The following is a 19,520-nucleotide window of genomic DNA, read 5'->3' as shown; positions in this document are numbered from 1 at the left end:
GCCACCAGCCGCCAGAAGAGCCCGTTTCAGTCAAAGGCCAGCCAGCACCGTGCATGACGGTACCCGCTTTATGTTTCGCAGGATCAATTTCCCACAATTCTTTAATACCGATACCGTAATGTTGCGGATCGGCATCTTTATCTAAATCAAATTTTGCAATCAGGCGCTTGCCTAGATGGCCGCGGCAGCCTTCAGCGAAAATGGTGTATTTTGCATGCAGCTCATAGCCCGGGGTAAAGTTATGCGTCGGTTCGCCGTCTTTGCCAATGCCCATGTCACCGGTTTGAATGCCTTTTACTGTGCCGTCTGCATGGTACAGAATTTCAGAAGCTGCAAAGCCAGGGAAGATAGAGACTTCTAACTCTTCAGCTTTAGCGCCTAACCAGCGCACCACGTTGCCGAGAGAAATAACGTAGTTGCCGTCATTGTGCATGGTTTTAGGCACCATCCAATGCGGCATTTCCTGAGACTTTTCATCAGATAATAAGAAATAAGTTTTGTCTTCAGTCACAGGCACATTTAAAGGCGCGCCCTGTTCTTTCCAGTCAGGGAAGAGTTCATTGATCGCGCGAGGTTCAAGCACCGCGCCAGAGAGGATGTGCGCACCGACTTCGGAGCCCTTTTCCACGACACAAACGGACAGATCGTTCAGGTTATTTTCAATTGCAAGTTGACGGATTTTGATCGCCGCTGAAAGGCCGGCAGGGCCTGCGCCAACGATGACTACGTCAAACTCCATCGATTCACGTTCGATGTGTTCCATGTAGGACTCCTCATCTGGTTTGAAGGTGGCTACCGATTTTGACTCAAAAAACCGGCGCTGCCATGAGTGTTCTCAGTTTCTAGACACAAATAAATTTTCGTGTCATTTATATTGTGGGCTAGTATAGTTTTAAACCGTGTTCTAGCCAATTGGCTGAATCATATTATTTTGCCGTCATTAGGGTCTTCTGCTATGAATAATCAAGAAAAAACACCAATTCCGACAAAAACAGCAGCTCTTGGCGATAATAAAAATTTAATGGATATTGCACAATACTTAAAAGATGGACAGTCCGGTCACAAAAAGTCAATTCCACCCTTGGATAAATGGCATCCAAAGCACTGCGGAGCCATGAATTTAGAGGTTAAAGCCAATGGCGAGTGGTGGCACGAAGGTCAATTGATCAAGCGTCAGTCGCTGATTGACCTGTTCTCCAGCGTACTGTGGAAAGAAGATGGAAAGTTTTATTTAAAAACCCCTGTAGAGCAGATTGAAATTCAGGTCGAAGATGAGCCTTTGTTCATTAATCAAGTGAATAAAATTGAGTTAAATGGGCAAAGCTATATACAGCTGCTGTCCAGTACGCAGGATGAAATTATTGTAGATGCGCAGCACCCGATTTTTATGCGTGAATTTGCAGGAGAAATGCGGCCTTATGTGGCTGTGCGCTTTGGTTTAAATGCAGTGATTCAGCGGGCGGCTTTTTTTCATTTGATTGAAATGGGCGAAATGCTTGAAAATGCGCAAGGCGAAACTATATTAAGCCTGAAAAGCGGCGATTTTCACTTGCAATTAGGCGCCTGAGGTTTAAGCTTTTACCATTCCCCCAACAGCAACTTCTGAATTTGAAGCCATGACCGCGATTCAACCCATTTACCCGCTTAATGATCCAATGCCGAAAGCTGGTGCTGATGCGCCTATTGGTATTTTTGATTCGGGAATTGGCGGTTTGTCCGTGGCGCAGGAAATTGCACTCCATTTGCCCAATGAGCATATTGTTTATTATGCCGATACTGCGCATGTGCCCTATGGTCCGCGGGATGATCAGAATATCCGTGAGCTGACTGCACATGCGATTGAATGGCTGTACCGCAAGGGCTGCAAAATTGCTGTGGTGGCCTGCAATACGGCTTCAGCGTTCAGCTTGGATTACTTGCGTGCGCATTATGGTGAAAATTTTCCGATTATTGGCTTAGTGCCGGCTTTAAAGCCTGCGGTATTGCAAAGCAAAAGTAAAACGGTTGCGGTATTGGCAACACCTGCAACGTTTCGCGGCCAACTGATTAAAGAAGTGATCGAGCATTTTGCCAAACCTGCACAGGTGCAGGTGATCTCAGTGACCAACTTGGATTTGGTGCCTTTTGTGGAAGCTGGGGCGCAAATGAGTGAAGCCTGCCTGCAAACGCTGCGGGAAATTTTACAACCAGCGGTAGATCAGGGCGCAGACTATTTGGTGCTGGGCTGCACGCATTATCCATTTTTAAAATCTGCGATCATGCATATTTTTGGTCAGAAAATGACATTAATTGACTCAGGTTTAGCTGTTGCTCGTCAAACAGCCCGCATTTTAATTAAAAATGAGTTATTATTTGAGCAAGCTTGTGCTGATGCCGTCCGTATAGAATGCTATGTTAGCGGGCAGAATGCGGAAAATCTGAAGCCGATTTTAAGCCGTTTGATTTCACAAGACCTGAAATGGACGGTGGACAATATTGGTCCATAAGAGCGAAATAAAACTCGTTTGTGCATTGCCAAAGCAATAATTATTGATAGATTAATTTTTTATATTGGGGAGTCATATTGCCGCCAGAGTATGCAGTCTTTCAACTGCATCGCGCAGCATTATGCAAATGGAATGAGGATGGCCAATGCTGGATAAGCGTTATCAGGTTTTTATTTCAACTTCTGGTGCGGAAATGCAGCCAGAACGAATGATTTTGGCTCAAACACTGGTTGGGATGGGGTTCTTTTCTTGGGGATTGGAACAGCGTACGCCTTTAAGCACGGCTTTTGCACGCCGGCAAATTGATGACTGCGATTATGTCGTTATGCTGCTGGGCAGCGCTTATGGTGAACAGTCGGTGTCGGGTGTTGGCTATATGCATTTGGAATACATCTATGCTGTGACTAAGCAAAAGCCGATTATTGTCTTTATGCATGAAGAGCCTGCTGCACGTGAAAACGCGTTGCAGGATGACAAGCCCGAATTGCGTGAAAAATTTCAAGAATTCCGTAAACTGCTGCAGCATGAAGTGGACCAAGTCTTTACTTACCGTAGCCTGCGGGATTTAGAAATGGCGGTTCGTTTTAATATGACGCAAATGCTGGAGCGCTATCCTGTTCTTGGCTGGGTGCGTCCGCAAAATACCCAGGTGCTGCAAGATGAAATTGATCGTATGAAAAACAAGCTGGAGCAGCTGGAAACTGAATCAGGAAAGCGGGAGGTTGACCCATTCTTGAGCCTGCCTAAAGTGTCGATGCATGAATTCTTTGCTTTCGAATACCGCATGCATGCCTATCAGGACGGCAATTTTAAAGAGCTGAAAATTCAGAAAAAGATGACTTGGGCGCAGCTGCTGTCTGTATTAGGCACGACTTTTGTGAATCCGACGCCAGAAGAATTCTTTTCGAAACGCATGAATGAATATCTGAATGAAACAGGTCTGCAGGATGCCCGCATTGAAATGCCGCGCGCGCATGCTGTGGCGAGAGCGCAAGTTAACATTCGGGCATTGCACAGCATTAAAATGCAGATGCGGCAAAACGAATGGATTATTCAGTCGGGCCGCGATGACCGCCAGCGCATGCTGTGGCAGATGACGTCCAAAGCGCAAAAGTTGATGGAAAGCAATTTATTAGATAATGATCGGGTATTTCAATTTAAAACTCAGTATTAATCCATTTTGTAAATTAATTCTGAGCTGATACAGTACGTGTGTTCATAGAAATTGGAATGGTTTGATGTCTGCTGACTCTAAAGCGAAAGTTACAATTATCTTGGCCAATCTAGGTACTCCTGATGCGCCTACGGTTCCTGCAGTACGCAAGTTTTTGAAGCAGTTTTTGTCTGATCAGCGCGTGATTGAAATTCCAAAACCGATTTGGCAGCTAATCCTGCGTCTGTTTATTTTGCCATTTCGCCCGAATCGGGTCGCGCATGCCTATGAAATGGTTTGGGGCAATGATTCGCCAATGCGTGAAATTCTGCTTCGCCAAGTGCAGGCGGTGCAAAGTCATTTAACACAAGCTTATCCTGAGTTTGAATTAAATATTGTTCCCGCTATGACTTACGGCAATCCGGGAATTGATGCGGTACTGCAGCAGTTATCGCAAGATCCGCAAGATCATCTTATTTTATTGCCTTTATTTCCGCAGTACTCGGCAACATCGACCGCGCCGCTGTTTGATGCCATTGCCAAATGGATTCCGCAGCAGCGCAATTTGCCGGGCATTTCACTGATCCGTGATTATTATCAGCATCCCTTATTTATTCAGTCTTTGGCGCAAAGCGTGCGAGACTATCAAGCGGTGCATGGCCAGCCGGAAAAATTGCTGATGTCTTTTCACGGCATTCCGCAGCCCTATGCCGATAAGGGCGATCCTTATGCCGACCGCAGCCGTAAAACCGCGCAATTGCTGGCAGAACAGCTGGGTTTGCGTGAAGATCAATGGGCGATCAGCTTTCAGTCGCGTTTTGGCAAGCAGGAGTGGGTGAAACCCTATACCGATGCGCTGCTGGAAGAGTGGGGTAAAGCTGGCGTGCAGTCCGTTCAGGTCATGAGTCCTGCTTTTTCTGCGGACTGCTTAGAAACGCTGGAAGAGCTTGAGCTGCAAAATGCAGAACTGTTTAAGCATGCAGGCGGGGGCAGCTACAGTTATATTCCTGCCCTAAACAGCCGTGAAGATCATTTGCAATTGCTCAATTCTTTGCTTCAAGCTAATCTTGACGCCTTAAAGCACACATTAGCCCACTGAAATTCTGAGGTTTAGCCAAATGCTGCAAGTCAAAATTGTGCCGGTCACGGCATTCCAGCAAAACTGTTCCATTCTTTGGGATTCTGAAAGTAAAGAAGCGGTTTTGATTGATGCCGGCGGTGAACCTGAAAAACTGCAGGCCGAAGTGGAAGCGCTGGGTTTAAATGTGAAGGCGCTGTGGCTGACCCATGGTCATTTAGATCATGCGGGTGCAGTCGGTGCACTTAAAAAGTTATGGGATGTGCCGGTCATTGGCCCGCATAAAGAAGATGCTTTTTGGCTGGACATGATTCAGGAAGTCTCTGCACGCTATGGTTTTCCCGTTCCAGAAAAAGTGGACGTGACGGAATGGCTGGAAGGCGGCGAAACACTGAAACTGGGCAATGAAGAATTTGAAGTGCGTTTTGCGCCGGGCCATACACCTGGGCATGTGATGTTCTACAACAGCAATTACGGGATTTTGTGGACGGGCGATGTGCTGTTTAAAGGTTCGATTGGCCGTACAGACTTTCCGCGCGGCAACTATCAGCAGCTCTTAGATTCAATTCAGCGTGAATGCTTTAGCCTGCCGGACGAAACGCAGTTTATTTCAGGCCATGGCCCGATGAGCACCATTGGCTTTGAAAAGCAGCACAATCCTTTTGTGGCAGGCAAAGCGGGTTAAGAAATAAAAAAAGACTGATGCGGGCATCAGTCTTTTTGAAATGGATTATTGAGTATGCTGCGCAGCTCTAAAAAAAGGAGCAGCACCGCAAGGGTCAGCAAGAAGCCAGCAGCGTCAATTAAAAAGTCACTGCGGTAAATGCCGAAAGTTATCAAACCTGCGCTTAAAATTATAATCATGCACAGTACAGCGTAGATTGCCCCGAGTTTCACGATAAAATTCCCCAACAATATCGCTCAGTTCTAAAGCCGCTATTTTATATGACAGAGTGATAATAACGGCGTTTTATGCCGATCAAGCGCACGCAATCCGACGGCTGGCTTTTTAAAATAAAAGATCGTCTTCAGAACCGGCATCAGCTTGCGGCGCATCTTGTGTTGGCAGCTTATAGTCTTCATTGGCCCATGCACCTAAATCAATCATTTTGCAGCGTTCTGAACAGAAGGGGCGGTACTCATTGTCTTCCCAAACAGTCAGCTCACCGCAGCGCGGGCAATTTAAAGTGGTAGGCATCGCAAAGCTCCAGACAAAAGGCAGGTAGTTCAAATTTGGCAAATCAATTAGGCAAATACAGCCACAATTGTTAGACTTATGCCGTTTTCATAAGTTTGATCTGATTATGCCGATTCGTCAATTTCAAGCGCAGCGCATGCATGCACCCCGTGATTTTCAAGCGATTGCCAATCAGCCGCTTTGTGTGGAAATTGGTGCGGGCAAAGGCAAGCATGCTTTGCTGTTCAGCGCTCAGAACCCTGAAACGCAGCTGATCGCGGTAGAGCGCACCCGTGAAAAATTTCTGTCCATGCAAAAACAGCACGTCCTAGAAGGTCAGAAAAATCTGCAGCCTGTGCATGCAGATGCGCTGCCATGGGTCGTGCATGCGCTGTTTCCTGCGCAGGTCGAACAGTTTTTTATTTTGTATCCAAACCCAGAACCGCATAATCCTGCACAGCGCTGGCTGAATATGCCGTTCTTTGAGTTTTTGCTGTCGCGCTTAAAAACGGGCGGTCAGATCACGCTTGCCAGCAATATTCCTGATTATATTGCCGAAGGGCAGCAACAGCTGATTGATGTGTGGAAACTGCCATTTATTAAAGAAGTGATTGCCTCTGATTCTGCACGCACGCATTTTGAAATTAAATATTTAGAGCGCGGTGAGCTGTGCCAGCAGCTGATCATTACCAAGCCTGAAGGCTACAGCACACGCTTTGATGAATTCCAGCCTTTGCAGGGGCATACGCCGGCAGCAGCGGAATAAGTAAAATGAGTAAACGCATCGCGATTATTGGCGCAGGCCCGGCAGGGCTGATGGCGGCTGAGGTGCTGAGTCAATATGACTATGAGGTGCATGTCTATGAGCAAAAGCCCTCTGCCGCCCGCAAGTTTTTAATGGCGGGTAAAACAGGGTTGAATATCTCGCATGCAGAACCTGTTGAGCAGTTTATTCAGCGCTATGATCAAGCTGATTGGCTGGCGTCTTGGGTACGGCAGTGGGATGCGGCATGGATTCAAAATTGGATGCAAGGCTTGGGCATCGATTCTTATATCGGTTCGTCTGGCCGCGTATTTCCCATTGAAATGAAAGCTGCGCCGCTGCTGCGCGCATGGCTGAAACGTTTGTCGCAACATGGAACGGTGTTTCATTACCGTCATCAGGTTTTGAATGTGCAGAAGCAGTCGGTTCAGTTGAAAGATCTGCTGCAGGATACGGTGCGTACAGAAACGTTTGATGCCATTGTTTTGGCCTGCGGCGCAGTGTCTTGGTCGCAGCTTGGCAGCGATGGCGCTTGGCAGCAATGGCTCGGTGGTCAAGAGATTGAGCCTTTCCAAGCCAGCAATGCAGGGGTGGAAATTGCATGGTCTCAATTTATGCAGCCTGTATTTGGTCAGCCGCTGAAGCGTGTAGAGGCTTGGGTGGGAAATGGCGCAAAGTCCACTGGGGATATTGTGATTTCGCACTACGGCTTGGAAAGCGGTCTGATCTATAAGCAGGGCCGTGCCTTGCGTCAATTCGTTAAACAGCAACAGCCGATGGCGCTGTATTTGGATCTGCTCCCAGATCAAACTGCCCAGCAGCTGGCGGCTAAACTGCAGCCCAGCAAAAAACAGTCGCTGAGCAATGTTTGGCGTAAAGCTGGCTTAGACAGCGCAAAAGCAAATCTGGTGCGTGAACTGGTAGATAAAAAACTGTGGACAGCGCCGGAAGCTTTAGCCCAGCAGATTAAGGCTTTAAAAATAGTGCTGACAGGTTTCCGCCCGATTGAAGAAGCCATCAGCTGTGCGGGCGGCATTAAGCAGGATGCGCTGACGGCGCATTTGCAGTTGAAAAGTAGCCCAGCAATTTTCTGTGCTGGAGAAATGCTGGATTGGGATGCGCCCACAGGCGGTTATCTGCTGACGGCCTGTTTTGCGACAGGGCGGGCAGCGGCTGAGGGTGCGCATCAGTTTTTACAGGCGCCTTAAGCAGCAGTTTTGGATTTCTTCCGCTGACGGTGCTGTGTTAAGTTAATTTGTCTAGAACTGACAGGATGCGGCAGATGACAGAGAAAAAAATGCATAGCGGCAGCTGCTTATGCGGCGGCATTCAGTATGAAATTCATGGTGAAATTGGTGAAATCATTCAGTGCCATTGCCAGCGCTGCCGAAAGGCCAATGGTGCAGCTTATGCGGTGAATGCGCCCGTGCGCAAGTTGGATTTTAAAATAGTGCAGGGCGAGGCGCTGCTGAAAAAATTTCAGTCGACCGAAACCACCCAGCGCTGTTTTTGCAGCAATTGCGGCTCACCGATTATCAGTATTAAAGCTGAAACACCGGATTTCTACCGCTTGCGGATTGGCACTTTGGATACGCCTTTGGCGCAAAAGCCGACCATGCATATTTTTGCTGGTTTTAAAGCCGAATGGGATGACATCTGTGACCAGCTGCCGCATTATGCGGAACGGCCTGCACCATAAACGCTGCTGTAAAAAAAGGGTTCATTTGAACCCTTTTTTATTTGGGAAGATCTATAGTTTTTCTGCAGGCGATGCAATGGAGGGATATTGCTGCTGCCAATGCTCCAGCTGTTCCTGTGCGTGAATGAATTGGCCGAGGCCTTTAACATTTTCACTGACGTTCTGATCTTTTTGCTGGTTGGCCTGCTGCAGCAATTTGCCTTGATTATCCCAGTATTGATACATCAGGCCCTGTATATATCGCCCTTGCTCAGTCTTTAAGTCGAGCGCTTTCAGCATGGTCAGCGCAGAATTGATATTGTCCTGCTTGCGGCTTAAGGCGAACTCAGGCGTTAAAGAACCATCGTCCTTCATACGCATGAGTTCATCTTCCATTTCATCGCTGACTGCGGTGAACCGTGTATCAAAGTCAGTCAATGCTTGAATATCCTGTACATCATTGGCTGTCTTAGCAAATGGCTTGACTGGCTCAGATGCCAGCTCGCGCATGATCTGATCATCCTGAGAGACATCCGCTGACGGTTTTTGCGCTTCTTTACTGCGGTCACAGCCTGTAAACGCCAACGCTGTGCAGACCACAAGCGGCAGGCTGATCAGTTTGATTGCACGTTGCATATGACACCTATCTTTAAGCGGTTTTTTTAAAAACATACACATGAGTGGTATATGGGAAATCAATTTCATCCTGCGCTTCTTTGCCCGTGATTGCAAATACCGTCTGTTCAAATTTCAGCTTGAGCGCCAGCTGTTCAGCTTCGGGCATCGCGGCAATAAAACTGGTGGAAAGCAGCCGTTTAGACACCACTTGCTCAACCGTGCCATGATGCAGCTGGCGGAATTCGGTTTCCTGTGCGAGCTGAAACTACGGCTGCTGTTCAAAGGCTTTGCGCCATAGCCCACTGTGATAGCGCGGCGTATCACCCTCCAGCGGTAACAGAATATCCGCTAAGGCTTTAACCCAATCCGTGTTAATATCTCGCTGGTTCCAAATCAGCACCAAATCGCCATTGGGCTGCAGCACACGGGCAATTTCGGCCAATGTTTCATGTGCGGCAAACCAATGAAAGGATTGCGCGCAAAATACAGCGCGCACCGACTGCTCCGGCAGAGGAATGGCATGGCTGAACGCTTGAATGGTCTGTACGTCTGGATGCGCTTGGCGCAGCTCTTGCAGCATGGCTGGCACAGGGTCTACCGCTGTAATATGAGCGCTGATGGATTTGAGGTAAGGTAGGAATTTGCCAGTCCCTGCGCCCAAATCCAGCAGGGTATCTTGTGCGCTGAGCTGCAGCTGTTTTTCCAGCCAAGTGCTGATTTCAGCAGGATAATCTGGACGCACTTGCTGATACAGTGCTGCGGCGCTGCCAAAGCCTTTTTCTGCGGCAGGATGTAATGATTGTGTCATATTCTGCAATTTTTAATCCCTGACTCCATTATAAAATAGCATATTCTGCAGAACTGCAAATTTGACTGAATGAAGAAGACGAGATGACGTTTGCCAAAGGACTTAAAAAACGGTGTAAGCATGGATAAACAGATTATTTTTGAAGATGAACAAATTCGAGTAATCTTTCTGAAAGGTTCGTCTGAAGAGCTGATTTTTTCCTTTGGCGATTTAATCACCCGGGCCAAAGGCCTGAGTGTCAATGCAGAAAAGTCACTGCACAAATATGAATTTAATGTGATTGGCATTATGCCTAAACATAAATCATGGTTCCCGCAAAGCTCTATTTTGGCCATGATGGACAGCATTCAAACGCTGATTGCGCCTTTTAAAAAGCGGATTGCCTATGGCGGCTCCATGGGCGGCTATGCAGCCATTAAGTATTCGAATCTTCTTGATGTGCAGCGTGTTGTGGCCATGGTGCCGCAGTATTCCATCAATCCAGAGGATGTGGAAGATACCCGCTACAACATGTTCTATCAGCCTGAGTTGAATGGCGAGATGTTTGTCCGCGCAGAAGACGTATCTGCAGCGCGCGAATATATATTGGTTTTCGATCCGTACTATGCGGCAGACCGTGTGCATATCGAGCACTTAAAACCGCTGCTGCCGCAGGCGCATTTGCTGCATCTGCCGTATACCGATCATGACGCTATTGCGGTTCTGGCCAGTTCAGAACTGGTGCATGACTTTTTGCGCCATCCCTTTGACGCCAGCTATTTCTATCAAAAAATGCGCCGCGTCAAAAAGAACAGCAAGTTTTACTACCGCAAGGTGATTGAAAACTTGCTGCCGCGCCACCGCATGGCGCTGGGGCAAATTTTAAAAACCAATGCGCTGGCGCTGGATGATCAATTTTTTGATGCCAAACAAAAGCAGGCGCTGCTGCGCGAATTGTTCAGCAATAAGCAGGTCGATCAGCAGGATTTAGCCAAACTGGGCATACAAGTGAATATGCCGCAGGAAAAACGCAGCCTGCTGCAGGACCGTTATGATCATGGCTTGGTATTTAATGTCATTAGCCAGAAAATCGAGAGCTATGCCGCAGGCGCAATTGCGCTGAATCATAAATTCCTGATCCCCATCTATGCCAAAGGCAATGGGCTGGTGCAGATCAGCTGGAATGATCAGGCCTATATGGTGGTGATGAATGACCGCCAAATGAAAAAACTGGTGCTGCTGCAGGATGAGCTGCCTCTGGGCATGCATCCGCTGATCATGAAAAAGTATGCAGATTATTACCTGATCAGCTACAAAGACCTGAACCTAAGCACAGATGAGCTGGGCGCCGCGCATTTTGCTGACAGCTTGGATGACAGCAGTAAATTTGTCCCGCAGCTGGAAAAATCTTAAGCTGAAAATACCCTGCTAAAGTCGCGGCTTGCTTTTTTCTGGATTCGGATTAAGATCGAAATTGAACAAAGTTTCATCGTGTTCATTAAATGGATTTTTAAACTGAAGATCAGTATGAGCGGGGTTACCAGTATGCAATCTCAACAGATGCCTGCTGTAATTTGTTTTATCGTGACAGCATTATTTTCGGGAGCGGCAGCGGCTCAGGGCCTAAGCGCCGATACTGCCGTACTCAGTTTGGGACTGATTGTGGTGGGCGCATTGGCGGTGTATGTGGCAATGCAAATCCGCAGCGCGCTGCGCAGTGACATTGATCGGCGCTGAGCAAAGCAGTATGGCTGAATGCATAAAGGTGCGCAGCCGTTTATTTTACAGATCTAAAAACCTGCATTGATGCGGGTTTTTTCTTGCATGCAGTTTTCTAAGAGGATGGAATACGGCTTGTAAAGCAGGCATTACTTGGTTTTAATGCCTTATGCGCCGTGAACGCGGCAATGAATTAAATCAGAGGTTGCAGATGAAAGCCGTATATTTAGATTTTCAGTCATTGGATAAAAACGATTTAGATTTCAGCGGCCTGCATGCTGTTTTTGATGAGCTGACTTTACATGCGGCCACTGCGCCAGAGCAGGTGCTGGAGCGTGTGCAGCAGGCGGATGTCATTATCACCAATAAAGTGCTGATTTCTGCAGAAGTGATGCAGCAGTGCCCGCAGCTGAAACTGATCTTAATTTCCGCCACAGGCACCAACAATGTTGATCTGGCGCAAGCCGCGCAGCAGGGCATTACTGTGTGCAATTGCCAAGGCTACGGCACGTCTGCCGTCGCGCAGCATACCTTGATGCTGATGCTGAATTTAGCCACGTCATTCCGCCAATATGACCGTGCGGTGCAGCAAGGCGAATGGAATCAAGCCAATCAATTTTGCCTGCTGGATTATCCGATTATTGAACTTGCAGGCAAAACTTTGGGTATTGTCGGCTATGGTGAGCTGGGCAAGGCGGTCGCGCATTTGGCGCAGGCTTTTGGCATGCACATTATGATTGCGGCTTTGCCGAAGCGTCCTGCGGCTGCAGAACGCGTGCCTTTTGCAGAGCTTCTGCCGCAAGTAGATTTTTTAAGCCTGCATTGCCCTTTAACTGAGGACACGCGTGATCTGTTAGATGCCGAAGCATTTTCGAAAATGAAACCTAGCGCTTTTGTGATTAACTGCGCGCGCGGCGGTGTGGTGAATGAACAGGCGCTGGCAGATGCGCTGCGTGCAGGGCAAATTGCTGGCGCTGCAACCGATGTTTTAACGGTAGAGCCGCCGGCAGAAGGCAATGTGCTGCTGGACAGCAGTATTCCTAATTTAATAATTACCCCGCACAGTGCATGGGGCAGTGTCGATGCACGGCAGCGTATTGTGCAGCAGATGATTGAAAATACCGATGCCTTTAAAGCCGGTTTTCCTGTCCGTAAAGTGAATTAAGCTCGAGGGCGAAAGTCTTATATTAAGCACGAAAAGTGATATTTTTGCTGATAAATTAACCAGCTGTGGATAACTTTTAAAGCAATGTGGAAAACTTAAAGACCGCAGTTTGGCGATTTTTTCCATAAAAGCCCATCCTTTGATGGGCTTTTTTAGTTGCTGCTTATTGGTCTTCTATATTGCAAATTTGGCTTTACAAGTCCGTCACAGGATAGGCAGTCGTGCCCGAACTGTTTGGTGCCGTTGGGGTTACAGCAGGTGTGACAGGAACACTCTGATAACTGCTTGGCGCTGTAGATGATTCACTTAAAGAACGCTGTTCAATCGGGGCAGATTGGCTAGGATGGCCGCCTAAAACTTCTTTAGTGTCCTGAATTTTACCGTTGACACTTTGCGCGGCTTTTTTCGCGCCTTCGTCGACCTTCTGTACAGTGCTGCTGGCGGCATCTTTGGTGTTGTCCCATGCTTGATCGACAGAAGGCTTCACTTTGCCAATACCGCGCTCTGCGGCTCCGCCCACTTTTTCTGCAGTATTGATGACGCCTTGCTGAGTTTTATAGGCCCAGACGTGGAAAATATTCGGGTTTTTGCCATAAGGTTTAACGGGCCGCTGATCGGTTGGCTCAGTTGCTGCAGCTTGGCTCGTAGCTTCTTGTGCATAGAGCGCAGGACTGAACATGAATGCTGAAAGGACAGCTGTTTTGCACAATGCGTAAAGCGCAGTTTTTTTGAATGCCATGGTGCGAAAACCCCCTAGCAGTTTATTGTGGTTAGAGGCGAGATACTGCCCAATTATTTATCATTATATGCAGGTCCGCCAAACTTGCATGGAAGGCAGCGAAACTCATACAGCATTGCATTACTTGCACTATAAAGCCTGCACATTTGTTTCAAACAGCTGCGCCGTGTCAAAGCCTATGCTGCAGATGCATCTAGTGAATATATGCAATTGCTTTAATGCTGCGCAATATACTGTGCAAAAAAAAGACCCAGCGTGTGGGTCATTTAAGGGCTATCTCTGGAGAAGATGAGCGCTTTGGAAAGCCGAAGCCTGAATTATTTCAGACCGATAGCGGCATCTGTTTCAGATGAAACACTGGCTTTGCCAACTGGTGTATTGACATCTGCCTGCACAGCGCCGTTAACCCCTGTATTTGCGGAAGCATTTGATCCAGTTTGTTTTAGGCCTGCAATTTTATCTTGGGTGAAAGCTTTGGTTTGATCGGCTTTTTCACCGGCAAAGTTTTTAGACTGATCCGCTTTTTTTGAGAAATAGACTTTGGTTTTATCTGATGTTTCGTGCAATGACTGTTTAGCCTGTGCGGTTTTCTCTGCGCCTGAATGTTTCAGTTCAGCGCTTTTGTCTTTGGCTGCTTGGGTTTTATCAGCAGTGAAGTCTTTGCTCTCTTGCCATTGGTTTTGGGTATAGGTTTTGGTTTTATCCACGCCTGATTCAATGCCTTGCCCTGTTTTATGGGCTGCATCTTTTACAGTATCGCCAGTTTTACGCACTGCGCTTTTAACATTTTGGCCTAAGCTGTTGAGCAGGCCTGAATCTGCATTTGCTTTTACATTGACTTGAGCCTTTGCATCAGCTTGCGCTGTGTTTGCAAGCACGAGGGGAGATGCTGCGCAAAGCGCTGCAGTCATTAATGTTGTTTTAAAAAGATTCATTCTAAGTGTATACCTCGTTTGGCGAATCAAATTCACCTTGCGGATGAGACAGGAAATCATCTTAGAAGTATTTTTTTGAAAAAAACGGATTTGTGATAAAAGCAGCACAATGAATTACACGCAAATTACGTTCAGCCGATTTCTGTGAATGCAGGTTAATATATGTGATAAATGTAAGTATATGAAAATTCAGTTTTTATACATTTTTTTAAATCTTTTTGTTTTTTAGGGTGTGGCTAGAGTGGAAATCATCTGCCAAAAGGTGTTTGGCAGATGATTGATAATCACTGGATTAGTCACATTGTGCTAAAGCGTCTTTATGGAAGTTGTGGCGCAGTGCAAGGAAGTTCTTTTGTACGTCTGGCGAATACAAATCGAAGCTGTTTGCTGTGCTGGTACCGTCTTTGGCAAATGTTGCAGAACCGCCGCTAATCAGTGTTAGGCCTTTAAATGACCATTGTTCGACCACTTTGCCTTCTGCTAAGTTGCCAGTAAATTCGATCAGGCATTTGTCTGCAAATTTGGTCAATTTTGCTTTGTTGTTGGTAGTGTTTGGATAAACATCTAGGTTTTCTGCTTCTTGCAGTACGCCTAAGTCTAAAGTTTGGATTTTTGGCGCTGTTGTACATGCACTAAGCGCGATACCCGCAAGACCAGTCAAAATGAGCGTTTTCAGTTTCATACGATTCTTTCTTGTTGAGTGTTGTTGGTTCGAGTATAGGGATTTGAATGAAAATTGGCTATAGCTTACTTGTATGTAGTGCTAGTTAAAAAATAGTGATTTTTCACTTTTATAGAATCTAGATTAGGTTTAATTAAATGTATTGAAAATTTATCATCGTCATTCCAAAACATTTGCATTTTTTCTAAATCACTCTTTTGAAAATCTGTTAAATTCTCATACCAGCTAGGTGAAACGTAAGTATTTTGAACATATAAAAAACATAATGAAAATAAATTATCTTCAATAGAATTTTTGCTTTTTAAAATTGAATTTAAAATTTTATTACCATATTCATTGTTTTTATTAAACCAGCTTAAAATAAAAAAACCTTGTCCATCAAAACTAACACAGTTAATAAAGATATTTCGTGGAAGATCACTTAAGTTTCCTAGATTTTGTAATCTATTTCCACAAAGATCAAATTCCATGTTGAAGCAAGTGCAACCTAAAAAAGCAGGGTAGCCTTTATGTAATTCAAATATATAGTGGGTCAGATGATCTTCATGTTTGGGTTCTAAAAAACTTTTCTCTAATTCTGATTTGTGATTATTACTGTTTTTAATGCCAATTTTATAAAACTTAATTAAGCAGTTAATTGAAATTTGCCTTTCAATTTGTTGATCAAAGTCTTCCTGATTATCTATATGTTGCTTCATATATTGAAAAAAATTAAATACACTCTTCATGTGATAATGCTCTATGCAGAGCGCCCTGTAACATAAATCAAAAAGCTGCTTACGTGACTTTTGGAAATTATTCTTTTCAAATGATTCAAATAATTTATTGTCATGTTTTTCACAGAAGCCTGCAAAAGTTGAAGCTTGACCGAGACCCATTTTTTTAAAAGACATTTTGCCTCTAAATTCTAGTTTTAATCCGTAAACATGATTATTTTTTGCTATAGAACTTAGCGATTTTCTTTTGGAAATGGAATGTGATTGTATGCTGGTGCTAGAAGAGCATTTATCAATATGCCGATGTAGACATTGTCCCTCATTAAATATTTTCTTTTGTTGAGAATTTAATTCGTTATCACTAGTTTTAGCTGTATTCGATTTAAAAAAATGACAGTCAATATATTTTTTCCCTGAAAGACACCAGCAGGGCTTTGCTTTAGAAAATGTTTTAGCAAATTCATTAAAATTCTGAAGTGATATAAAGCGATGATGTAGCTTTTTTCTTTGTAAAGATTGAATAATGTGGTTATAAAAATCTTTTGATAAAAAATTATTTTCAGTTGCTTCTTTTAGTACAGCTAGGTCAACTACTCTAGAGCCTAGAAAGTTATAGACCCATTCTTTTGATTGAAAAGCCATTTTTGATGTTTAAATAAAAAAACCCACTATTAAAATAGTGGGTTTTTTACTCGATTACAATCAGTAACGATTAGTGCTGCAGCACTGAAATATCAGCTACTTTCGTGAACAAGTCACGAAGCTGTGCAAGCATACGTAAACGGTTCGCTTTCAATTCAGCATCATCCGCCATAACCATCACACCTTCAAAGAAAGCATCAACAGGTGCGCGAAGAGCAGCTAAAGCTGAAAGGGCAGCCGTATAGTCTTTGGCAGCAAATAGCGGCTCAACCACAGGCGTTACTTTTGCAAGTTCAGCGAACAATGCTTTTTCAGCATCTTCAACCAAGTTAGCTTCAACCACTTGACCTTCTGGAGCAGCTTCTTTAGCAAGAATGTTGGTAACACGTTTGTTGGCAGCAGCAAGCGAAGCAGCTTCAGGCAAGTCACGGAAGTGATTTACGGCATTTACACGCTTATCAAAATCAAGCGGAGATTTTGGAGAAAGCGCTTGAACCGCTTGAATCACGTCAACCGCAACACCTTGGTCTTCGTATTTCGCACGGTAACGGCCTTCTAAGAATGCAACCGCATCAGCCAGCGTCTTCTCATGGTCTTTCAATACATCGCCATAAGCAGCCAAAGCCAATTTGATCAGTTCTTCAATCGAAACATCAAGATTGTTTTCAGTCACAAGGCGAAGGATACCAATCGCAGAACGGCGCAGTGCAAACGGGTCTTTAGAACCTGTAGGCGCTTGACCAATACCAAAAATACCAGTCAGCGTGTCTAAACGGTCTGCAAGTGCAATGGTTGTACCTGTCTTAGTTTTAGGTAAAACATCACCAGCAAATTTAGGTAAATACTGTTCGCCTAGCGCTTCAGCAACTTCGTCATTTTCGCCTTCAATGCGTGCATAGTAAGTACCCGCAATACCTTGAAGCTCTGGGAATTCACCCACCAATTCAGACGTTAAGTCGCATTTTGCTAGAAGTGCTGCTTTTTCAGCGTCAGCTGCATTTGCGCCAGTAATCGGAGCAAGCGCGACAGCCAATTTTGAAATACGTTCAGACTTGTTCCACAGCGTACCCAATTCTGCTTGGAACACCATGTTTGCCAATTTCTCTTTACGAGACGCAAGCGGCTGCTTTTGGTCTTGTAAGAAGAAGAATTCGGCATCCGACAAACGCGGACGAACAACTTTCTCATTACCTTCAATAATTTGAGCTGGATCTTTAGACTCAATATTTGAAACAGTAATAAAGTAAGGCTGCAATTTATTGTCGCTGTTGACTAAGCAGAAATACTTTTGGTTGTCCTGCATGGTAGTGATCAGAGCTTCTTGCGGTACAGCAAGGAAACGCTCTTCAAAGCTCGCACGAAGCGCTACAGGCCATTCAACCAATGCGGTCACTTCGTCACGCAAGTCTGCAGGGACAATCGCAATCGCATTCACTTCGTCAGCCAACGCTTTCACTTGCTGGTCGATAATGGCTTGACGCTCTTCAAAGTTCGCAACCACATACGCTGCTTTTAGCTTCGCAAGATATTCATCTGCATTGGCTAAAGTAATTGCTTCAGGCGCATGGAAACGGTGACCATAAGTCACATTGCCTGCTTGGTGATCTTGAATGCTTGCATCAACCACATCGTTGTCTTTTAACAATACAACCCATTTAACAGGACGCACAAATTCAGTACGGCTTGCCGCAGAACGCATACGTTTTGCAATTGGCAGGTTGTCCAGAGCAGTTTGCAAAATTTGCGGTAAAAGCGCATCAAGGCTTTGGCCTTTTACGTCTTTTAAGTAGCACACTTTTTCCACTTTGCCTGCTTGGAACGTTGAAACTTGATCTACAGTGATGCCTTGACCGCGCATAAAGCCTTCAAGCGCTTTAGTCGGGTTGCCTTCGGCATCAAAAGCGGCTTGTTTAGCAGGGCCATCAAAACGTTTTTGCGTGTCCGCTTGCGCGCCATCAACATTGACAATTTTAAGTGCCAAACGGCGAGGGGCTGCATAAGCTTCAATCGAATCAAATGCAAGGCCTGCATCTTTTAAGCCTTTTACTGTTTCTGCTTGCAGCGCATCACGTAATTTTTTTAAGCTTTTTGGCGGAAGTTCTTCACAGCCGAGTTCGAATAAAACGGTATGTTTAGACATTATTTATTCTCCTCTTTTGCTGCTTCTTCAACTTGTGCCTTTAACTGAGCCAATACTTCATCGCGTAAATGCGGTTCTGCCATTGGGAAGCCCAGCTTCGCACGTGCAGCCACATAGCTTTGCGCAATAGAGCGCGCCAAAGTACGTACACGTAAAATGTAGCGCTGACGCTCAGTTACAGAGATCGCGCCGCGGGCATCGAGCAAGTTAAAGCTATGTGACGCTTTAATCACTTGTTCATACGCAGGCAGTGGAAGTTCTGCTTCCATCAAGCGGGTTGCTTCAGCTTCATAGAAATCGAACAGCTCAAACATTTTTTCTACGTTGGCATATTCAAAGTTATAAGTAGATTGCTCAACTTCATTTTGATGGAATACATCGCCATAGGTCACAGTACCAAACTGGCCTTTGGTCCAAACGAGGTCGTAAACAGAATCTACACCTTGCAGGTACATTGCCAAACGTTCTAGGCCGTAAGTAATTTCGCCAGTCACTGGGTAGCACTCAACGCCGCCCACTTGCTGGAAGTAAGTGAACTGAGTCACTTCCATACCGTTGAGCCATACTTCCCAGCCTAGACCCCAAGCGCCCAGTGTTGGAGATTCCCAGTTGTCTTCTACGAAACGGATGTCGTGAGTCAGGGTATCAATACCAATGGCTTTTAAAGAGTCTAGGTACAGCTGTTGGATGTTGTCTGGGTTTGGCTTAAGCACCACTTGAAATTGGTAGTAGTGCTGCAGGCGGTTTGGGTTTTCGCCATAACGGCCGTCTTTTGGGCGGCGAGAAGGCTGCACGTATGCTGCATTCCAAGTTTCAGGGCCTAAAGCGCGTAGGAATGTTGCAGTGTGGAATGTACCAGCGCCCATTTCCATGTCGTAAGGCTGTAGAATCACACAGCCTTGCTCAGCCCAATAGTTTTGTAAGGCAAGAATTAAGCCTTGGAAGGTATCAATATGCGATATGGCGCGACTCATGGTCATCCACTTAAAATTAGAGAAAAATTGTGCTCAATTATAAGGGCTTTGGCGGTTGGTGGCAAAGG

General features: G+C 45.6%; 21 protein-coding genes and 1 pseudogene. 11 read left to right on the top strand and 11 right to left on the bottom strand.

Going from position 1 to position 19,520, the window contains the following annotated elements:
• A partial coding sequence (locus B9T34_RS09970; RefSeq protein WP_139841262.1) for an NAD(P)/FAD-dependent oxidoreductase occupies positions 1-763 on the bottom strand: 763 nt, incomplete at its 3' end.
• Positions 764-955: 192 nt separating this feature from the next.
• On the opposite strand from B9T34_RS09970, the gene B9T34_RS09965 reads away from it, so the two are divergent.
• The 5 genes from B9T34_RS09965 (at position 956) to B9T34_RS09945 (ending at position 5,402) form a co-directional block, all read left to right on the top strand.
• Positions 956-1,567 (top strand): DUF1285 domain-containing protein, encoded by a 612-nt coding sequence (locus tag B9T34_RS09965; protein ID WP_086212995.1) that lies wholly within the window; start codon positions 956-958, stop codon positions 1,565-1,567.
• Positions 1,568-1,616: 49 nt separating this feature from the next.
• Positions 1,617-2,486, top strand: coding sequence for a glutamate racemase (gene murI / locus B9T34_RS09960; protein ID WP_086212994.1), 870 nt, complete (start codon positions 1,617-1,619; stop codon positions 2,484-2,486).
• Between the two features lie 145 nt (positions 2,487-2,631).
• A complete protein-coding gene (locus B9T34_RS09955) occupies positions 2,632-3,660 on the top strand; it encodes a DUF4062 domain-containing protein (RefSeq protein ID WP_086212993.1) in 1,029 nt (342 codons plus the stop codon).
• Positions 3,661-3,724: 64 nt separating this feature from the next.
• Positions 3,725-4,738: a ferrochelatase gene (gene hemH, locus B9T34_RS09950; protein ID WP_086212992.1), complete on the top strand. Its 1,014-nt coding sequence runs from the start codon at positions 3,725-3,727 to the stop codon at positions 4,736-4,738.
• A gap of 19 nt (positions 4,739-4,757) precedes the next feature.
• Positions 4,758-5,402: an MBL fold metallo-hydrolase gene (locus B9T34_RS09945; protein WP_086212991.1), complete on the top strand. Its 645-nt coding sequence runs from the start codon at positions 4,758-4,760 to the stop codon at positions 5,400-5,402.
• A 26-nt stretch (positions 5,403-5,428) separates the two neighbouring features.
• Here the strand turns inward: B9T34_RS09945 and B9T34_RS18730 are convergent, their stop codons facing one another.
• Positions 5,429-5,614, bottom strand: coding sequence for a hypothetical protein (locus B9T34_RS18730; RefSeq protein WP_139841261.1), 186 nt, complete (start codon positions 5,612-5,614; stop codon positions 5,429-5,431).
• A gap of 112 nt (positions 5,615-5,726) precedes the next feature.
• A complete protein-coding gene (locus B9T34_RS09940) occupies positions 5,727-5,915 on the bottom strand; it encodes a DNA gyrase inhibitor YacG (protein WP_086212990.1) in 189 nt (62 codons plus the stop codon).
• A gap of 100 nt (positions 5,916-6,015) precedes the next feature.
• On the opposite strand from B9T34_RS09940, the gene B9T34_RS09935 reads away from it, so the two are divergent.
• The 3 genes from B9T34_RS09935 (at position 6,016) to B9T34_RS09925 (ending at position 8,356) form a co-directional block, all read left to right on the top strand.
• On the top strand, positions 6,016-6,660 hold the full coding sequence (locus B9T34_RS09935; RefSeq protein WP_171265178.1) for an SAM-dependent methyltransferase: 645 nt from the start codon (positions 6,016-6,018) through the stop codon (positions 6,658-6,660).
• A gap of 5 nt (positions 6,661-6,665) precedes the next feature.
• A complete protein-coding gene (locus tag B9T34_RS09930; RefSeq protein WP_086212989.1) occupies positions 6,666-7,865 on the top strand; it encodes a TIGR03862 family flavoprotein in 1,200 nt (399 codons plus the stop codon).
• 74 nt (positions 7,866-7,939) lie between these two features.
• On the top strand, positions 7,940-8,356 hold the full coding sequence (locus tag B9T34_RS09925; protein ID WP_086212988.1) for a GFA family protein: 417 nt from the start codon (positions 7,940-7,942) through the stop codon (positions 8,354-8,356).
• Positions 8,357-8,407: 51 nt separating this feature from the next.
• Here B9T34_RS09925 and B9T34_RS09920 read toward each other — a convergent pair whose 3' ends face one another.
• A complete protein-coding gene (locus B9T34_RS09920; RefSeq protein WP_086213006.1) occupies positions 8,408-8,971 on the bottom strand; it encodes a hypothetical protein in 564 nt (187 codons plus the stop codon).
• Positions 8,972-8,984: 13 nt separating this feature from the next.
• Positions 8,985-9,761, bottom strand: a pseudogene (locus B9T34_RS09915) (class I SAM-dependent methyltransferase).
• 120 nt (positions 9,762-9,881) lie between these two features.
• Here B9T34_RS09915 and B9T34_RS09910 point away from each other — a divergent pair.
• The 3 genes from B9T34_RS09910 (at position 9,882) to B9T34_RS09900 (ending at position 12,624) form a co-directional block, all read left to right on the top strand.
• Entirely contained in the window at positions 9,882-11,153 is a 1,272-nt protein-coding gene (locus B9T34_RS09910; RefSeq protein ID WP_086212987.1) for a hypothetical protein, read from the top strand.
• Between the two features lie 132 nt (positions 11,154-11,285).
• Entirely contained in the window at positions 11,286-11,477 is a 192-nt protein-coding gene (locus B9T34_RS09905) for a hypothetical protein (RefSeq protein ID WP_228147437.1), read from the top strand.
• A gap of 193 nt (positions 11,478-11,670) precedes the next feature.
• On the top strand, positions 11,671-12,624 hold the full coding sequence (locus tag B9T34_RS09900; protein ID WP_086213004.1) for a 2-hydroxyacid dehydrogenase: 954 nt from the start codon (positions 11,671-11,673) through the stop codon (positions 12,622-12,624).
• 193 nt (positions 12,625-12,817) lie between these two features.
• Here the strand turns inward: B9T34_RS09900 and B9T34_RS09895 are convergent, their stop codons facing one another.
• The 6 genes from B9T34_RS09895 to glyQ all read right to left on the bottom strand — a co-directional run bounded on the left by B9T34_RS09895 (position 12,818) and on the right by glyQ (position 19,452).
• Positions 12,818-13,363 carry a hypothetical protein gene (locus tag B9T34_RS09895; protein WP_086212986.1) on the bottom strand — a complete coding sequence of 182 codons (546 nt, stop codon included), beginning with the start codon at positions 13,361-13,363 and terminating at the stop codon, positions 12,818-12,820.
• Positions 13,364-13,680: 317 nt separating this feature from the next.
• Positions 13,681-14,298 (bottom strand): hypothetical protein, encoded by a 618-nt coding sequence (locus tag B9T34_RS09885; protein WP_086212984.1) that lies wholly within the window; start codon positions 14,296-14,298, stop codon positions 13,681-13,683.
• Positions 14,299-14,590: 292 nt separating this feature from the next.
• Positions 14,591-14,980 carry a hypothetical protein gene (locus B9T34_RS09880; RefSeq protein WP_018572731.1) on the bottom strand — a complete coding sequence of 130 codons (390 nt, stop codon included), beginning with the start codon at positions 14,978-14,980 and terminating at the stop codon, positions 14,591-14,593.
• Positions 14,981-15,045: 65 nt separating this feature from the next.
• The gene (locus B9T34_RS09875; RefSeq protein WP_139841260.1) at positions 15,046-16,338 is read right to left on the bottom strand and encodes an SEC-C domain-containing protein; all 1,293 of its coding nucleotides are present in this window, start codon (positions 16,336-16,338) and stop codon (positions 15,046-15,048) included.
• A 70-nt stretch (positions 16,339-16,408) separates the two neighbouring features.
• Entirely contained in the window at positions 16,409-18,478 is a 2,070-nt protein-coding gene (gene glyS / locus B9T34_RS09870) for a glycine--tRNA ligase subunit beta (protein WP_086212983.1), read from the bottom strand.
• On the bottom strand, positions 18,478-19,452 hold the full coding sequence (gene glyQ, locus B9T34_RS09865; protein WP_005007135.1) for a glycine--tRNA ligase subunit alpha: 975 nt from the start codon (positions 19,450-19,452) through the stop codon (positions 18,478-18,480). Before glyQ ends, glyS begins: the two co-directional genes overlap by 1 nt.
• Positions 19,453-19,520 lie beyond the last annotated feature (68 nt).

The organism is Acinetobacter sp. ANC 3813, from assembly GCF_002135435.1.
Taxonomy (GTDB): Bacteria; Pseudomonadota; Gammaproteobacteria; order Pseudomonadales; family Moraxellaceae; genus Acinetobacter.
The sequence above is the reverse complement of the archived record's forward strand: the minus strand, read 5'-3'. Positions and strand labels throughout refer to the sequence as shown.

What these genes read in the sequence shown, in the direction of transcription:
- glyQ (WP_005007135.1), bottom strand. Translation starts at nt 19,452, where the DNA reads ATGAGTCGCGCCATATCGCATATTGATACCTTCCAAGGCTTAATTCTT.
- B9T34_RS09920 (WP_086213006.1), bottom strand. Translation starts at nt 8,971, where the DNA reads ATGCAACGTGCAATCAAACTGATCAGCCTGCCGCTTGTGGTCTGCACA.
- B9T34_RS09925 (WP_086212988.1), top strand. Translation starts at nt 7,940, where the DNA reads ATGACAGAGAAAAAAATGCATAGCGGCAGCTGCTTATGCGGCGGCATT.
- B9T34_RS09880 (WP_018572731.1), bottom strand. Translation starts at nt 14,980, where the DNA reads ATGAAACTGAAAACGCTCATTTTGACTGGTCTTGCGGGTATCGCGCTT.
- B9T34_RS09910 (WP_086212987.1), top strand. Translation starts at nt 9,882, where the DNA reads ATGGATAAACAGATTATTTTTGAAGATGAACAAATTCGAGTAATCTTT.
- B9T34_RS09875 (WP_139841260.1), bottom strand. Translation starts at nt 16,338, where the DNA reads ATGGCTTTTCAATCAAAAGAATGGGTCTATAACTTTCTAGGCTCTAGA.
- hemH (WP_086212992.1), top strand. Translation starts at nt 3,725, where the DNA reads ATGTCTGCTGACTCTAAAGCGAAAGTTACAATTATCTTGGCCAATCTA.
- B9T34_RS09900 (WP_086213004.1), top strand. Translation starts at nt 11,671, where the DNA reads ATGAAAGCCGTATATTTAGATTTTCAGTCATTGGATAAAAACGATTTA.
- B9T34_RS09905 (WP_228147437.1), top strand. Translation starts at nt 11,286, where the DNA reads ATGCAATCTCAACAGATGCCTGCTGTAATTTGTTTTATCGTGACAGCA.
- B9T34_RS09940 (WP_086212990.1), bottom strand. Translation starts at nt 5,915, where the DNA reads ATGCCTACCACTTTAAATTGCCCGCGCTGCGGTGAGCTGACTGTTTGG.
- B9T34_RS09955 (WP_086212993.1), top strand. Translation starts at nt 2,632, where the DNA reads ATGCTGGATAAGCGTTATCAGGTTTTTATTTCAACTTCTGGTGCGGAA.
- B9T34_RS09945 (WP_086212991.1), top strand. Translation starts at nt 4,758, where the DNA reads ATGCTGCAAGTCAAAATTGTGCCGGTCACGGCATTCCAGCAAAACTGT.
- glyS (WP_086212983.1), bottom strand. Translation starts at nt 18,478, where the DNA reads ATGTCTAAACATACCGTTTTATTCGAACTCGGCTGTGAAGAACTTCCG.
- murI (WP_086212994.1), top strand. Translation starts at nt 1,617, where the DNA reads ATGACCGCGATTCAACCCATTTACCCGCTTAATGATCCAATGCCGAAA.
- B9T34_RS09885 (WP_086212984.1), bottom strand. Translation starts at nt 14,298, where the DNA reads ATGAATCTTTTTAAAACAACATTAATGACTGCAGCGCTTTGCGCAGCA.
- B9T34_RS09895 (WP_086212986.1), bottom strand. Translation starts at nt 13,363, where the DNA reads ATGGCATTCAAAAAAACTGCGCTTTACGCATTGTGCAAAACAGCTGTC.
- B9T34_RS09930 (WP_086212989.1), top strand. Translation starts at nt 6,666, where the DNA reads ATGAGTAAACGCATCGCGATTATTGGCGCAGGCCCGGCAGGGCTGATG.
- B9T34_RS09965 (WP_086212995.1), top strand. Translation starts at nt 956, where the DNA reads ATGAATAATCAAGAAAAAACACCAATTCCGACAAAAACAGCAGCTCTT.